The sequence below is a fragment of the Mucilaginibacter sediminis genome (assembly GCF_051903035.1).
Classification (GTDB): domain Bacteria; phylum Bacteroidota; class Bacteroidia; order Sphingobacteriales; family Sphingobacteriaceae; genus Mucilaginibacter.
This window is the reverse complement of record NZ_CP170602.1, coordinates 6192164-6207112: the sequence shown is the minus strand read 5'-3', so window position 1 is coordinate 6207112 and position 14949 is coordinate 6192164. Positions and strand designations below refer to the sequence as shown.

The 14949-nt window shown below is 42.7% G+C and carries 13 protein-coding genes; 5 read left to right on the top strand and 8 right to left on the bottom strand.

Going from position 1 to position 14949, the window contains the following annotated elements; all coding sequences use genetic code 11:
* Positions 1-35 precede the first annotated feature (35 nt).
* From ACFGVS_RS25660 to ACFGVS_RS25650, 3 genes are all read right to left on the bottom strand, one after another.
* Positions 36-1016 (bottom strand): type I phosphomannose isomerase catalytic subunit, encoded by a 981-nt coding sequence (locus tag ACFGVS_RS25660; protein ID WP_439696105.1) that lies wholly within the window; start codon positions 1014-1016, stop codon positions 36-38.
* A gap of 520 nt (positions 1017-1536) precedes the next feature.
* Positions 1537-3552, bottom strand: coding sequence for an NAD-dependent DNA ligase LigA (gene ligA, locus ACFGVS_RS25655; RefSeq protein ID WP_439696104.1), 2016 nt, complete (start codon positions 3550-3552; stop codon positions 1537-1539).
* 121 nt (positions 3553-3673) lie between these two features.
* On the bottom strand, positions 3674-4579 hold the full coding sequence (locus ACFGVS_RS25650; protein WP_274209686.1) for a DUF6263 family protein: 906 nt from the start codon (positions 4577-4579) through the stop codon (positions 3674-3676).
* Between the two features lie 152 nt (positions 4580-4731).
* Between ACFGVS_RS25650 and ACFGVS_RS25645 the strand changes: the two genes are divergently transcribed.
* A complete protein-coding gene (locus tag ACFGVS_RS25645; protein WP_090652387.1) occupies positions 4732-4980 on the top strand; it encodes a hypothetical protein in 249 nt (82 codons plus the stop codon).
* Positions 4981-5286: 306 nt separating this feature from the next.
* On the opposite strand, the gene ACFGVS_RS25640 is transcribed toward ACFGVS_RS25645, so the two are convergent.
* Positions 5287-7071 carry a DUF885 domain-containing protein gene (locus ACFGVS_RS25640; protein ID WP_439696102.1) on the bottom strand — a complete coding sequence of 595 codons (1785 nt, stop codon included), beginning with the start codon at positions 7069-7071 and terminating at the stop codon, positions 5287-5289.
* 60 nt (positions 7072-7131) lie between these two features.
* On the opposite strand from ACFGVS_RS25640, the gene ACFGVS_RS25635 reads away from it, so the two are divergent.
* The gene (locus ACFGVS_RS25635) at positions 7132-7629 is read left to right on the top strand and encodes a DinB family protein (RefSeq protein WP_439696100.1); all 498 of its coding nucleotides are present in this window, start codon (positions 7132-7134) and stop codon (positions 7627-7629) included.
* 93 nt (positions 7630-7722) lie between these two features.
* Here the strand turns inward: ACFGVS_RS25635 and ACFGVS_RS25630 are convergent, their stop codons facing one another.
* Entirely contained in the window at positions 7723-9042 is a 1320-nt protein-coding gene (locus tag ACFGVS_RS25630; protein WP_439696099.1) for a serine aminopeptidase domain-containing protein, read from the bottom strand.
* Between the two features lie 277 nt (positions 9043-9319).
* Between ACFGVS_RS25630 and ACFGVS_RS25625 the strand changes: the two genes are divergently transcribed.
* Entirely contained in the window at positions 9320-11758 is a 2439-nt protein-coding gene (locus tag ACFGVS_RS25625) for a TonB-dependent receptor domain-containing protein (RefSeq protein ID WP_439696097.1), read from the top strand.
* A 116-nt stretch (positions 11759-11874) separates the two neighbouring features.
* Here ACFGVS_RS25625 and ACFGVS_RS25620 read toward each other — a convergent pair whose 3' ends face one another.
* From ACFGVS_RS25620 to ACFGVS_RS25610, 3 genes are read right to left on the bottom strand one after another with little or no spacing between them, the layout of a single operon-like run.
* Positions 11875-12105 carry a KTSC domain-containing protein gene (locus ACFGVS_RS25620; protein WP_274209691.1) on the bottom strand — a complete coding sequence of 77 codons (231 nt, stop codon included), beginning with the start codon at positions 12103-12105 and terminating at the stop codon, positions 11875-11877.
* A 52-nt stretch (positions 12106-12157) separates the two neighbouring features.
* The gene (locus ACFGVS_RS25615) at positions 12158-12538 is read right to left on the bottom strand and encodes a DUF1634 domain-containing protein (RefSeq protein WP_439696096.1); all 381 of its coding nucleotides are present in this window, start codon (positions 12536-12538) and stop codon (positions 12158-12160) included.
* 24 nt (positions 12539-12562) lie between these two features.
* Positions 12563-13570 (bottom strand): hypothetical protein, encoded by a 1008-nt coding sequence (locus ACFGVS_RS25610; protein ID WP_439696094.1) that lies wholly within the window; start codon positions 13568-13570, stop codon positions 12563-12565.
* Positions 13571-13825: 255 nt separating this feature from the next.
* Between ACFGVS_RS25610 and ACFGVS_RS25605 the strand changes: the two genes are divergently transcribed.
* Positions 13826-14398, top strand: coding sequence for a thymidine kinase (locus ACFGVS_RS25605; RefSeq protein ID WP_439696092.1), 573 nt, complete (start codon positions 13826-13828; stop codon positions 14396-14398).
* A gap of 169 nt (positions 14399-14567) precedes the next feature.
* On the top strand, positions 14568-14936 hold the full coding sequence (locus ACFGVS_RS25600; protein WP_090652395.1) for a response regulator: 369 nt from the start codon (positions 14568-14570) through the stop codon (positions 14934-14936).
* The last annotated feature ends 13 nt before the right edge of the window (positions 14937-14949 follow it).

Below are 14949 nucleotides of genomic sequence, written 5' to 3'. Positions count from 1 at the left end.
TCTAAAAAGCACTTACTATATTAATATTATGCTTGTTATTCGATATAACTTTCTAATATTTTAAAGCCACCGGTGGTCTCCAGTTCAATTTTATCAATGCTTTTTGGCAGCAGGATGCACTCGCCCATTTTTACAGGGTAAGTTTGGCCGTTATAGGTTACGTTATAAGCGCCCTCAACGCAAACATGTACCACAAACGAATCAAGCGCCGAATAATCTTTCGCGGTGCTTTTGTTAAAATCAAGTATGTTGGTAGTAAAGTAAGGGCAGGTTACCAAATGAACGGTTTCGTCTTTTTGTGGCTGGTATATGGTTTTATATTCCGGGTAGTGTTTGTAATCAATAGCAGCCAATGCTTCCTGGGTATGTAGCTCACGTTTATTGCCTTTATCATCTACCCTGTCAAAATCGTAAATGCGGTACGTGATATCGGATGTTTGCTGAATTTCGGCAATTAGCAAACCTTTGCCTATGGTATGTACCCGACCGGCTGGTAAAAAGAATACATCGCCGGCGGCAACATCCTCTTTATTCAATATATCCATAATATGGCCGCTGTTTAACGCGTCAACATATTTTTGCTCCGTCATCTCCTGGTTAAAACCGGCTATTAGCGTCGAACCCGAATCGGCTTCAATAACATACCACATTTCGGTTTTACCGAATGAGTTATGGCGTTCCCTGGCCAGTTTATCATCCGGGTGTACCTGTACCGACAGGTCGTCGTTGGCATCAATAAACTTAATTAACAAAGGGAAAATATTACCAAAATGGTCGTAAACCTTTTTACCAACCAACTCGTCTTTATATTGCTCCAATAAATCAGCCAATGATTCGCCATCCAGCACGCCGCCATTTACCACAGATACATCCGATTTTACGCCCGATAATTCCCAGGTTTCGCCACAGTTTGGCAAATCGCCATAATCTTTATGCAAATAGGTTTTGATCTTTTGACCGCCCCAGATTTTATCTTTATATATGGTTTTAAACTTTAAAGGATATAATGCCGACATAGTAGTTTGTTGCTTTTGCCCGCTAAGTTAAAAGTTTAATATAAAAAGCCCCAAATAACTTTTAAATCGGCAGGGAGTAATGGCTTTTAATGCAGAAATAGGCAAAACTATCAATATTGAATACCAGTGATTGCGAGTATCCACCAGCCCTGCTGGAAAAAATAGTAATGACGACTATGGATAGCATAACCTCCTCTATACCGTCATTGCGAGGCACGAAGCAATCCCGGACTATGTGGGACTAAGCACGTAGGGGATTGCTTCGTGCCTCGCAATGACGGTAGTTTAGACCATTCGTTTAACTATATCCGTTGCGCGTCATAATCTTTTTTTAGGTTTACCTGATAGATATCCGTATGACATAATTGTTGTCGAGTACTAAACCCAATGCGTCATTCATGTTTTTCCAACTTAGCTGGTGGGTATTCGACATTCGGTTTATATATTGATAAGAATCTGAAAGATGCACACAGCAGTCCTTAGTACAGGAAATCTCACATCATCAATAACAACCTTACAATTACGCAATCAAATCCAATAACTCCTGGTCGCTAATGATGGGAATATTAAGTTTTTGCGCTTTTTCGAGCTTGGCCGGCCCCATGTTATCACCGGCAACAAGATAATTTAGCTTTGCCGAAATACTGCTCAAAATTTTGCCACCATTTTGTTCAATAATATCTTTCAGTTCATCGCGCGAAAATTTTTCAAACACGCCCGAAATAATAAAGCTTTGACCAGCCAATTTTTCGCTGGCCAGGGTTACTTCTTTTTCTTCGGCTACAAATTGCAGCCCGGCATCTTTTAATTTCTCTATCTCCTGCTTATGTTTTTCATCGCTAAAGTATTCCGCAATACTTTGGGCTATCCGGCCGCCAATTTCGTCGGCTGCGGTAAGTTCCTCTTCGGTGGCAGCCATCAGTTTATCAATGGTTTTAAAATGGAAAGCAAGTTTCCTGGCCACCGTTTCGCCAACATACCTTATGCCCAATCCAAACAGTACTTTTTCAAAAGGCATCTGTTTTGATTTTTCGATACCATCCAGCATATTACTGATGGATTTTTCGCCAAAACGTCCCATTTGCTTTAATTCAGCCGCGTGGGTATGCAAATCATAAATATTGCTGATGTGGTTTATAAACCCGCGAGAGTGCAGCGTTTCTATAGTTTCGTCGCCCAGGCCATCAATGTTCATGGCCTTGCGGCCAATAAAGTGCTGCATTTTACCTACTATCTGCGGCGGACAACCTTCGTCGTTCGGGCAATACCATGCAGCTTCGCCTTCGGTCCGCAATAAAGGCGTATCACAGGCCGGGCAATGGGTTATGTAAGCAATAGCTTTGGCATCAGGCTTGCGCTTATCTAAATTAACGCTAATGATCTTGGGGATGATCTCCCCTCCTTTCTCAACAAATACGGTATCGTGCTCGTGCAATTTAAGGCGTTCGGTAATTTCATCGGCATTGTGCAGGGTGGCACGCTTTACGGTTGTGCCGGCCAGCAATACCGGCTTTAAGTTGGCAACCGGGGTAACCGCGCCGGTGCGGCCTACCTGGTAAGTTACCTGTAATAATTCGGTTTCTACCCGCTCGGCTTTAAATTTATAGGATATGGCCCAGCGCGGCGACTTGGATGTAAAACCCAGCTCCTGCTGTTGCGAGTAATTGTTTACTTTAATAACAATGCCATCAATATCATAGCTCAGGTTAAACCGCTCTTTATCCCAATGGCTTATAAATTCCAGCACGCCGCTAATATCGCTGCAAAGCTGGCTGTGGTTATCAACATGAAAGCCCCAGCTTTTAACAGCTTCCAGGCTTTCCCAATGGGTTTTAAACAATGTTTTTTCAGTATATAAACCATACAGAAAACAATCCAGCGGGCGCCTGGCCACCTCGGCCGAATCCTGTAGTTTCATAGTACCCGATGCAAAATTGCGTGGGTTGGCGTATGTCATTTCGCCATTATCTGTACGCTCCTTATTTAAACGCTCAAAAGCTTTCAGGTGCATAAACACCTCGCCGCGAATTTCGAACAGGTCGGGGTAATCGCCGGATGTCAGTTTTTTGGGTATGCTGTGTATGGTGCGTACATTGGTGGTTACTTCATCGCCTTGTGTACCGTCGCCCCGGGTTACTGCACGCACCAGTTTGCCGTGTTCGTAGGTTAAGCTCATGCTAAGGCCGTCAAACTTAAGCTCACAAACGTATTCAAAACTATCACCGATAGCTTTGCGAATGCGCTGGTCAAACTCCACCAGTTCCTGCTCGTTATAGGTATTACCTAACGATAGCATGGGCCAGCGGTGCCTTACCGTTACAAATTCTTTGGTAACCTCTCCGCCCACCCTTTGCGTAGGCGAATCGGGGTCTAAAAATTCGGGAAATTCCTTTTCAAGCTTGTTCAGTTCTTCCAGCTTTTTATCAAAATCAAAATCGCTGATGGTAGGCATAGCCAGCACATAATAATTGTAATTGTGCTGCTTCAATTCGGCGCTAAGGGCCTTAATCTGTTTTTTAGCTTCGGCGGGTGACATGGTACGAAGGTAATAAATTAGTCAATTGGTTCATGGTTCATAGATCATAGTTCATGGCTTTTTTGAGGTTGGTAAATTTTTCTACCATGAACTATGAACCATAGGCCATGAACCGAATGAACTACTTATCAGTAATAACCGTCTCACTCACCATGCTCATCGGGAAGGTAGCGCCGCCGGGGGCATCTGGATTGTCTTTTATGGCAACCGTGCCGCCTATGCTTTGCTTTATTTTCGATTCGGTGATCCAGCCAGTAACCCTGTCGGCTTTAACATCTGATGTCATGGTGCCTTTCATATTATATTTCATCTGTGCATCTGGCGGGGCGGGGATAGTAGTTATGCTGCCTTCGCCATGAATTATGTAGCTGGCGGTAGTGGCATCGGTTAACTGGTATACCATAGCTACATTGGCCTTCATGGTGCTTTGAAGGGTAGTATTTATTGTCCACTTATCATTCCGGGCAACCGGCGTTTCGGGGAATACGGCTGTGGACATTTCGATACTGCCTTTGATAGCATTACTCCCAAATGATTGGATAAACTTTGCCTTCAGTTCCTCCTTCTGCACGCCCTGAATTTCCTGGAAACCATCCAGTACAGATGATATCATCCGCTCCACATTGTTAACCGACCGAATTTTACCGCTCCTGGTAAACGTAGCCGTAAATGGCTTATCAATTAACGCGCCCAACATGGACGACATCAAATCAGCCGGATCTCTTTTTTCGGAATCAAAACTAACAGGCCCCTCGGGCAGTTGCATCTTCATGGTCAGGAATTTATAGGTAACCTCCATATAGTACAGCGAATCATCAGCACTAAGTACCTTAAAGGCTGTTGTACCCGTTACTGTTACATCAATATGGTTTACCTGTCCGTTTATGGTTTGCGTTATGGCCGATTTTGTGGTGGTAACCATGTTATAGGTATTCCCTTTTGTTAAATTTAAAACAAGTTTCAGCTTTTGCCCCTGGCACGAAATTGCAGCAAAAAACAGCAAAAACAAGTTAAACAGGTACTTCATAGTTGGTAGCTTATAATAGGCTAAGATATTATAATATTTTGGCTAAAAAATATGCTAAAACATAGCAATTTATTAAAACTAATTTCGTTAACTTTATAGTAACCAATTTGACTTTAATTTTTCAGGCATTTCAAGACCGAAAGGAGGCATTTATGTTACAGCAAATAGCATTTATACCACAGCATCAGTTCCACGTGTTAATCAATTTTAAAAATGATGAGCGCGCGGTAGCTGTTTTACCCAACGAAGCAGGAAAGTTCCGCGTGGTTGACCAGGGTAAAGTTATTGCAGAAATTAATTTTGACAAAAACCGCAGCGATGTGGTTTGCAGCCGCGGAAAGTTAGGCGCCAATGTTATGGCTCAACTGGCCAACCAAATAAAAAACCATTACGCATCCTAAGTAAAACAGGTAACAAAGACTTTGATAGTTCATGGATAATGGCTCATGGTTCATAGTCCATGGGAATTTATTGTTCATGGGCTATCTTTTTTTTCGACCATGTTTATGGCGTTGCCTTCGGCCGGGCTATACGCTCATACTGCACAGCCTTAAGCACGTTTGCCGGTATCGGCTTCTATCCCTAACGCTTTTGTCTGAATCAGAATTTTCAGGATTTTAAAATTAACAGAATTTAGTTTCTTCGGCCTCAATGGTTCCAATTAATCACTGCAACTCCATTAGCCATAAACAGAGTATCCTTATTCCTTATTCCTTCTTCGCTGGCTGCTTGGCCAGCATGGCATCCTTTATAAATTTTACCGGTGCGCTGCCGTAGCTTAAAAATTTCTCGTTAAACTCTTTTAGCTTGTACTTATCGCCCATTTTTTCTTTGTAGGCGTCCCTCAAATCGGTAATTTCTTTATAGCCGGTGTAGTAGCTGGTGAGCTGTACGCTACTCACGGTTACACGCTTCCACTTGCCATCAGCTTCGGCCTGTTGCTGAAAAGCTTCGGTGGTGAGCATTTTAATAGCCTGCTCTTTAGTCATGTTGCCACTGTGTACGCTATAATCTAAAATAGTATTACATACCGATCGCAGGTTCCATTTGTACCACATGAGCAACATTTCGGGCTCATTGTTACCATAACCGGCGTTCAGCATCATTTCTTCTGCATATACGGCCCAGCCTTCCTGCATTGCGCCGTTGCCAAATACCGCTTTTATAATACTTGGCGACCTGTTGGCATACACCCCCTGTACATAATGACCAGGAACGGCTTCATGAATGCTCAATATCTGGATGATGTATTGGTTATACTCGCGCAGGTAGCTCTCCGCCTTTTCTTTAGGCCAGCCCGAAAGGCTACCCACATTATAGTACGAATTACCATCTTTATCATATGGACCGGGCCCGCTCATGGACGCGCCGGCAACACCGGCCATATAGCCAGGCTCCTTGCGGATGATGAGCGGCTTTGTTGCATCAAGTGTTAACAAGTCTTTTGTCCGCACAAAATTATTCAGCTTCGGGATCAGCTGCACAATGGCCGATTGGAAATCATCCGGTTTAACATGATTTCCAGATAGGGTATCTATCATCTGGCTTATCATTTCAAGGCTATCAGCAGGTATCGCCTTTTTACCAAAATATTTTGGCCATAGCTGCCTGCTTATTTTGGCCATTTGCTGATGAACATATTTTTTACGCTGTACAGCAGTATTGTAAACCTGCTGCGCGGTTTTGGCTGCCACAATCTCGTACTTAAATTTATCTTCGTACAGTTCCCGCCCCAGCCTAAAGTTGCGGGGATGTTCGTTTTTTAAATTCTTCAGCCATTCGACGTAATCCTTTATCGCTTTAACGGTAACCGCGGCCCTGTCAACCATCAGCTTTTGTTCGGCCTTGGGGATAGTGGTTTTTTGCAGCGAATCGGCAAAATCTTTTCCTATCACATCCAATCCGCCCAGGTTTTGTTCAATGGCCAGGCTCACCAGTTCGGTCACGGGGTTTTTAATCTGCTTTTCGGCATCTTTATAAAACAGGGGCACGTTTAGCATCCGCTGGTAAAAATTGCGCAGGCGCTTTGGCAGCGGCGCATAGTGCTCGTTAAGGATATAAGCAAATGTGCTGATTACATTATAGGATGATGGATCCCACTCGTAGCTTTTTAATTGCTTTATCTGCCACTGTGCATAATCCAACTGATTTTGCATCATGTTGTAATCAATGCGGTTACCTTCGTTAAGTGTATTTACATCAAAGCGGCTCAGGGAGTCCATTTGCACTTTGGCAAAATCAAGCATTTTATCGCGGCTTTGATCGTTAGGGATATATAGTAAGCTATCGTATTTATGGTATCCGGCAGTTGTTGCCCAATCGGGGTTTAGCTTCCATAAATTTTCGAGGAACGAGTTTTCATAAACGGTGAAAGCCGCATCGTCTTTAGCGAAATCGGGCCCCCGGCCGGCGCTTTCTTTTTTGCAACCGGTTAAAGCCACCATGAAAAGTACAACGGCCAGTGTTATTTTTAATAAAACGTTTTTGATCACGGGATGATTGAATTAAAATGCCGCATAAACTTAAAACATTTAAGCCGAATAAATCAAACCGTGAACTATTTTGTTACCTTGGATATGATGAATAATGATCATGAAATATTGATAGATGAGGTAGTTCATCTGTTGCAAGGCGGCAATGCGCATGCCGACATAAAAAAAGCATTACAAAATTTGCCCAAAGCGTTAAGGAGTGTAAAACCTGATAAACTCCCGTATAGCATCTGGCAACTATTAGAGCATATCCGGATTGCCCAATGGGATATGCTGGAGTTTTGTAAAGATGGCAGCCACCAATCGCCAAGATGGCCGGAAGGTTACTGGCCAAAAGAAACCGGGCCGGAAAGCGACGAGACATGGGAAAAATCGGTAAAACAGATTGACAAAGACCTTGATGAGTTGATAAACCTTGTTAAAACCGGCAATTTGTTTACCAAAATCCCTCATGGCGACGGACAAAACATATTACGCGAAGCTTTGCAAGCAGCCGATCATATGGCTTACCACGTGGCAGAGATTATTGTAATCAGGAGATTGCTGGGCGCGTGGTGAAGCCCCCTAACCCCCTGAAGGGGGAACGAAAGGTTGAATTTTGGCTATTCATTTTTAAAGTCCTCTCCTTTGGAGAGGATTTAGGTGAGGCGCTTACCTCACCCTCTTTACAAAACTGATAACCGACTTTATAAATTCGGGTTTGAGGGGCAAATCAGGGTCTTTGTAAGTGGCCAGATTTTTATCCTTATCGGCCGGCGCTTCTTTTAAAACATGGTTCATCTCGGGGATGATATCCAACACAGCATCTGATTTGGCTTTCTTCAGTTTTTCTGCATTGGATACTTTTACCTGTAGATCTGTAGTGCCTTGCACTATCAGTATCGGAATTTTAAGCCTTTTGATGGCCCTGGTAGGATCGTACCTAAACCACGACATCAGGTATTTTTGAATGCCCGGCCTTGCTATAAAGTAAAGGGAGGGGTCGATATTATCGGTTGTTTTACCTTTTTTTAAACTGTCGAGCATCCGCTTGAAACCTTCCGAGATATGGGTTGGCTGGGATTTCATTTGCTCGGTAAGAATATTATCAGCCGAATCGCCGGCACCGGCAACGGATATAAATCCTTTAACCGGCTGGTCTATTGACGATAGCATACCCACCAACGAGCCCTCGCTATGCCCCAGTATAATGATCCTCGAAAAACGCTCATCCTCTGTTAAAAAATTAATCAGGTTTACGCCGTCTTCCACATAATCTTCAAAACGCAGCTGGTCTTCTGTGGTCGAACTTACACTTTTACCTACCAGGCGTTTATCATACCGCAGGGACGCTATACCGCTTTTTCCCAATTCATTAGCAATCATTTTATAGGCGTTTGTGGCCAGGCCCAATTTGGGGCTGTTGCCATCCCTGTCTGTAGGGCCCGATCCGGCAATAATAATTACTACAGGTATTTTCCCGGTTACGTTTTTGGGCATAGTTAAAGTGCCCGATATGCTGCCGGCAAGATTTTTCACCAATACAGGTGTCTCTTCAACAGATGGATCCATCGCAAATGTAACAGCAGGACTACTGGTAGTTGAAGCTGTTACATCGGCAGGTACGCCTTCAAACGGCTTTAAAAACAAACCTGTAAACTGGTTTTTATCATTTAACGCTATATTTAATAAATAGGTCCCTTTGCTAAACGCTGCTTTGTATGAAGCTATCGGGCTTGCAAACTTTACAAAATCGGTACGATCAAGGCTCCCCATTTGCGCTTTTAACTGCAGCGTGGTGGTTTTAAAACTTTCAAGCGGCAGGCTGGTTTTCATTTCGGGGCTAAAGTAGTTGAAAATGCTATCGGGCTGGTTGGTGTTATACAAATGTATAAACCTGTTAAGCGCAACTTTATAATTTGCAGGTTCTGTTTGTGCAAATATGCGGCCTGCAAAACAAAGCAGCAATACTAAAAAACTAACTTTCTTCATGTTATGATATTCAAAAAGGGCTATTGCCGGTTTGATGCGAAATTAAGAAAAATCGTATCGGTTTCCTTTTTATTGATTTACTATATTTATTTTGATAAAGCATTGTTATGAACACTTGCAGCATTATACACAAATCATAAATAGCAGGGCTGGCAACGCCAATATTAATATATCATGAAAAACAAATTATAATGATATTATCAGTTTAGTATTTTGTGTTATATTGCGATACATTTTCTAAACGTTACTTTATCGCAAATTTCTACATCAACTATTAATGAAGGTTTTATTCGGAGGCATTTTTTTTGCAATCCTTACCGGAATGTGCTATGGTTCTTTTGCACAAACAAAATCTTCGGTAATTCAGGGTAAAGTTTTGACAGAAGCCAACAGCCCTGCCGAGGCAGCCACTGTTGTGCTCATGCTGGCGGCCGATTCTGCCATCATTAAATCAACCCTGGCCGATAAAACAGGGTCTTACCAGCTAACCAATATAAAACCTGGCAGTTACATTATTTTGGCAAGCCAGATAGGCAGCGCTAAAGTTTATGCAGGGCCATTTAGTTTAGTTGCCGGGCAAATATTTGGAGCGCCACCCATTACCCTCAAACAAACCAGCACCCAACTTAAGGATGTAACCGTAATAGCCCGCAGGCCATACATACAGGTTAAGCCGGGCAAAATTGTGCTTAATGTACAAAACAGTATCCTGGCCGATGGCAATTCGGCCTACGAGGTGCTGCGCCAGTCGCCGGGTGTACATGTGGGGGGCGATAAAGAATCATTAAGCATTACCGGCAGGCAACCCGCCCTTATTACCATTGATGGCCGCGCCACTAATTTAACCGGCGACGACCTTAACAACCTGTTACGCAGCATGCAAAGCAGCACCATCGATCAGATAGAAATCATCAATAGTGGATCGGCAAAGTATGATGCATCGGGTGGCGGCATTATCAACATTGTGCTAAAAAAGGGAAAAAATGTAGGAACCAACGGTACTTTAACTGCCGGGGCCGGATATGGCAAATATGCCAAAGGCAGGGCCGGCATTGTTTTCAATAACCGGACGACAAAGGTTAACGTATTTGGCAATTATACTTTTGATGATAATAAAACTACGCGCATCATTAACACCGACAGGAATATCAGCTACCACGACACCTTAAGTAACTACAATGTAGCCTATCATAATATCCAAAAAACACAAAACCACAATTTTAAAGCCGGGCTCGATTATTCGTTGTCGCCAGGGCAAAGTATTGGTTTTTTGGTGGGCGGTATAGTAACCGATAGTAAATTTATAAAAGATAATACTTTAAAAATATCCAATCAAAATAAGCTGGATTCTATCATCATTTCACAATCCAACCTTGACAGGGGCAGCAGCTTTTTAAATTATAATATCAATTATAACGCCGAACTGGATAAAAGCGGCAAAAGCCTTTCGGCCGATGCTACCTACTCTACTTATAGCCGCCACTCCAATGAGTTTATTACCAACAATTTTTACACGCCCGGTGGCAGCAATTACCGGGATGCCCAGCAATTGCAAAATATTTCGCCCTCCGGCATCCACATCTGGACGTTTAAAGCCGACTACGTAAACCCGCTTACCAAAACTTCGCGCATTGAGGCAGGTGCAAAATACAACTATGCCAAAAGCGATAACAACCTTACATTTGGGCCCAGGGTTGGCAATGTTTATAAAGCTGATCCTGATTTTAGCAACCGTTTTTTGTATGTCGAAAAAGTAAGCGCAGGATATATTAATTACATTAACAAAGTTGGCAAGTGGGATATTACGGCCGGTTTGCGGGCCGAAAACACCAATTCAAAAGGAAGTTCGATAAGCAGCACACGGACAACCACTTCATATAACTATTTTGACCTGTTTCCGCAAACACAGGTAAGTTATACTTACAACCCCAAAAACGTCTTCGGCATAAGTTTCAACCGCGGCATCCACCGGCCCGATTACCAGGACATCAACCCGTTTTTATATTACACCGATCCGTACGATTACCGGTCGGGCAATAAAAATTTAAAACCCGAGTATACCAATACCATCCAGCTATCGCATACTTACAACGATACCTTTATCACTACGTTATATTACAACCAAACCAATGATGCATACGATTTTCCGGTTTACCGGCAAAACGATACCACCAAGGTTAATATAACCGAGCGTAAAAACTTTGGCCATATTTACGTATACGGAATATCATTTTACGCGCCTGTACAATTTACCAAATGGTGGTCGGCAAATTTTAATTTAGATGCATCATATATACGCTACAAGGCTTACCCGGTTAATGGCAGTTTTAATAAAGCATCGCAGGACATTATTTTTAACAGCACCCAAACCTTTGCAATTAGCAGCACCATAGCTGCCGAAATTACCGGCAGGTACGAATCGCCAACTTTATACGGTGTAAACCAACTTAAACAAAGCTATGCGGTTAATGCCGGCATCAGCAAAAGTATTTTTAACAAACGCGCAAGTATTAAAATAAATTTAAATGATGTTTTTAATACTGACCGCGACGGCAATCATGCCATGTACCAAAACATCGATCTATCGGAATACAATAAAAAAGAAACCCGGATAGTGCGAATTGGATTTTCGTATCGTTTTGGTAAAACATCGGTTAAATCGGCCACTAAACACAATACAGGTAGCGATGATGAGCAGCGCCGTACCGGTAATTAAGGTAATGTTGTGTTAACAGTGAAATGGAGGATAGTATTCAGTCGAAAACCCGAAGTCAAGGGTAAAAAACAGAGACCCGGGCTTAGAATTATATATTTTGGAGTTGCAAATTGAGTTTACCTGATCCGGATCTCCGGATATTTACCCTTTATCTGGGTAACAAAAAAATGCCCTAATGATTCGGCACCCATGAATTTTTTGAACGAAGCATTTGAAACGCCAAAATATTGCCATACCCCTCCGCTGTCCCTAAATTCGAGTTCTAATATTTTTGAAGAGGGATCATAGCCGGCGCTATTTAGTGCCGATGACTGTACCGACTGCCTTTGCATAACTTGCTTTTGCATAATACTTTATAGTTAATACAATGCGCAAAAGATAAAAAGGTTTTAAATACTTTTATCCTGCATGCCCGCTCAGCATGCTGGCCACGATAATCAGCAACACCAGCATGGTGATGCCCAGGTACAGGTAATCCTTTTCAATTACAAAACCAATGGCCGAAAACACCACCCGTATAATGGGGGTAGCTATTAACAATATAATACCGGCCTGAATAATGGCACGGCCACGGCCGGTGAAAATACCATGCAAAATTCCCCCAATGCTCCCCACAAAATCGGGCACACCTTTAAAGGTGCTATAGTCTACCCGGGTTTGCCCGTGCCTGTACAGGTACAACACTCCCCCAATAAAAACAACGCTCATGGATATTAATACGCCTGCGCGCAATATCCAGCCTATAATGGCTTGCATGTCGGTATCCTTAAATTTGGTCATTTAGTTGTGGTCATTATTCATCGACTAAACAGCAGGATACCGTCTCCTCAGCAAGTTATAAAACTTCTCTGCGGTTGCGGCTTTACCTTCCCAGTTGTTTTTGGCAACGTAATTAGTTTTCAAAAAGCGCTCGGCTTCTTCATAGGTATTAAAGCGGTTTACTATTTCAATAGCTTCGCTGTAGGCCAGGCTGTAACCGTTAAACAAGTCTTTAATATAAAGTAGTTTATCATTCAGGTTTATGGCCGATTTTAGGTCGGTAATGGGCAGTGCATTAGCTGCTGTCGGCAGGTTTTTGTCCCGCTCTGCTATTTGCGCCGATATTTTTTGATTAAAGGTGAGTACTTTATCAGCCTCTTCTTTTACAGGTTCAACTTTAGCCACCATCGGTTTAAATAGGTCTGGTAGTGGCGCGGGTGCTGGTTTTTCAATCACCGGCTTGGCCAGGGTAACGAATTCCAATGGTTTTACTTCTTCCTCTGGTTCACCGGCTTCATCCAACACTATTTCTTGTTCCGGAGTTTCTGAACCCTCGCTTTCAAATGTATAGGGATCTTCGGTGCTATCTGCCTCCAGGTTAATTACCGGGGTTGGTTCTTCGTTAGCAGGGGCAGGCAGCTCTATTTCGGGTTTAACCGGGTTATAGGGTACGTGAGCGGGAGGTTCGGCTTCATTGGTCAATTCCAGCCTGGTTTCAACCACCGGTTTCTGCTGAACCATAGGTTCAAAAAAGCGACGTTCGTGTAATGGCTCTTGCTTTGTTACCGGTGTGGCTATAACCACGGGCCTGGGCTTTTCAATTGCAGGCTCCGGCTTAATTATAGCCAGTTCCGGTTTATCGGCTGGCGTGGTTTTGCGCTCATGTATTTTGCGCAGTATTTCGGCATGATCTTTTAAAAAATGGGCATTAGCTACAAAAAGCTCCAGTTCAAGTTCATTCAAATCGCTGTTTTCGGCTTTCAGGTAATCATATTGGTCATTAAGCTCTTGTAAAATACCACCAATCTTTTTAAAAATATCCATTTGCTTCATGGCTTCAATGTTGGGAAAATGCTTACCAAAAATAGGATAAAATTCTGATATTTGGCGCCGTGCTATACCATACACGTTGTATGCTCTAGTTACAATATGAATATCAGTTGCTTTGTTTTACATCTTCCGTTTTTTTCTTTTCGGGTTAAGGAGGCAAGGTTTTAATATCGAGATTTGGCAATCACACCAGGTTTTTGAGATTTAGCGTTTGGGACTTAGGATTTAGAGTTTAATATTTAGGTTTTTATTTAAAGAATGGTTTACCACGAAGATGTTTTTAGGCGTAAAAGTGAATCAGATGGCAGTATTGAACTGGTATGCGGATCGATGTTTTCGGGCAAAACCGAAGAGCTTATCCGCAGGCTAAACCGTGCACGAATTGCTAAACTAAAAGTAGAGATATTTAGCCCAAAATCAGATACACGTTACAGCGACGATGCCATCGTTTCGCACAATGCCAACAGGTTTAGCTCAACACCTGTTGATAGTGCATCGGCTATATTGTTGCTCACCAATGATGCCCACGTGATAGGGATAGACGAAGCGCAATTTTTTGACGACCAATTACCCGAGGTTTGCAATATACTGGCTAATAAAGGCATCCGCGTAATAGTTGCCGGGTTGGACATGGATTTTAAGGGCCGCCCTTTTGGCCCCATGCCAGCCATTATGGCCATTGCCGAATCGGTTACCAAACTGCATGCCGTTTGTGTGCAATGCGGCAACCCCGCTTTGTATTCCTATCGCCTTGTACCCGATAACGCCCGAATCCTTTTGGGCGAAAAAGAAAGCTACGAACCTCGCTGCCGCATTTGTTATAATAGCTAAGGTAATTTATAGCCTAAAGTTTTTTTGGGGTATAAGCCAAATTGCCAAAACAAAAGGTATTCTGTTTGTTATTATAGCACCGGTCCTGTTTAATTTTAAATGAATTATAGGAAAATTTTATAATTTTTAATTAAAGTTAACTATATTCGGTCTTAACTATCAATACCTTATGGCTAAGAAAATTTTAGTGATCGAAGATGATAAAGACATCAGGGATACCATAGCGTACGTTCTGGAAGAGGAAGGTTACGAAGTTGTGGCCTCGGACAATGCCCGGATCCTTAAAAAGCTTTTAGAGATAAACCCGGACCTTATTCTGCTGGATAACTGGCTTACTGATTGGAAAAGCGATGCCAGCGGCCAGGAAATAAGCAAGGGCCTTAAAAGCGACCCAGCCACAAGTCATATACCGGTTGTCATGATATCTGCAGTAAACAATATTGAAGAAATTACCAAAGCGGGCAGTGCTAACGGCTACCTTAAAAAGCCTTTCGATTTAACCGAACTAACCAGGACAGTAAAAAAACACTTAGAATAGTTTGTAAAACAAT

Bases quoted from the DNA above. Each gene is read 5' to 3' on its own strand.
- ACFGVS_RS25605 (WP_439696092.1), top strand. From the start codon at position 13,826: ATGGTTTACCACGAAGATGTTTTTAGGCGTAAAAGTGAATCAGATGGC.
- ACFGVS_RS25660 (WP_439696105.1), bottom strand. From the start codon at position 1,016: ATGTCGGCATTATATCCTTTAAAGTTTAAAACCATATATAAAGATAAA.
- ligA (WP_439696104.1), bottom strand. From the start codon at position 3,552: ATGTCACCCGCCGAAGCTAAAAAACAGATTAAGGCCCTTAGCGCCGAA.
- ACFGVS_RS25625 (WP_439696097.1), top strand. From the start codon at position 9,320: ATGAAGGTTTTATTCGGAGGCATTTTTTTTGCAATCCTTACCGGAATG.
- ACFGVS_RS25610 (WP_439696094.1), bottom strand. From the start codon at position 13,570: ATGAAGCAAATGGATATTTTTAAAAAGATTGGTGGTATTTTACAAGAG.
- ACFGVS_RS25615 (WP_439696096.1), bottom strand. From the start codon at position 12,538: ATGACCAAATTTAAGGATACCGACATGCAAGCCATTATAGGCTGGATA.
- ACFGVS_RS25650 (WP_274209686.1), bottom strand. From the start codon at position 4,579: ATGAAGTACCTGTTTAACTTGTTTTTGCTGTTTTTTGCTGCAATTTCG.
- ACFGVS_RS25600 (WP_090652395.1), top strand. From the start codon at position 14,568: ATGGCTAAGAAAATTTTAGTGATCGAAGATGATAAAGACATCAGGGAT.
- ACFGVS_RS25630 (WP_439696099.1), bottom strand. From the start codon at position 9,042: ATGAAGAAAGTTAGTTTTTTAGTATTGCTGCTTTGTTTTGCAGGCCGC.
- ACFGVS_RS25645 (WP_090652387.1), top strand. From the start codon at position 4,732: ATGTTACAGCAAATAGCATTTATACCACAGCATCAGTTCCACGTGTTA.
- ACFGVS_RS25620 (WP_274209691.1), bottom strand. From the start codon at position 12,105: ATGCAAAAGCAAGTTATGCAAAGGCAGTCGGTACAGTCATCGGCACTA.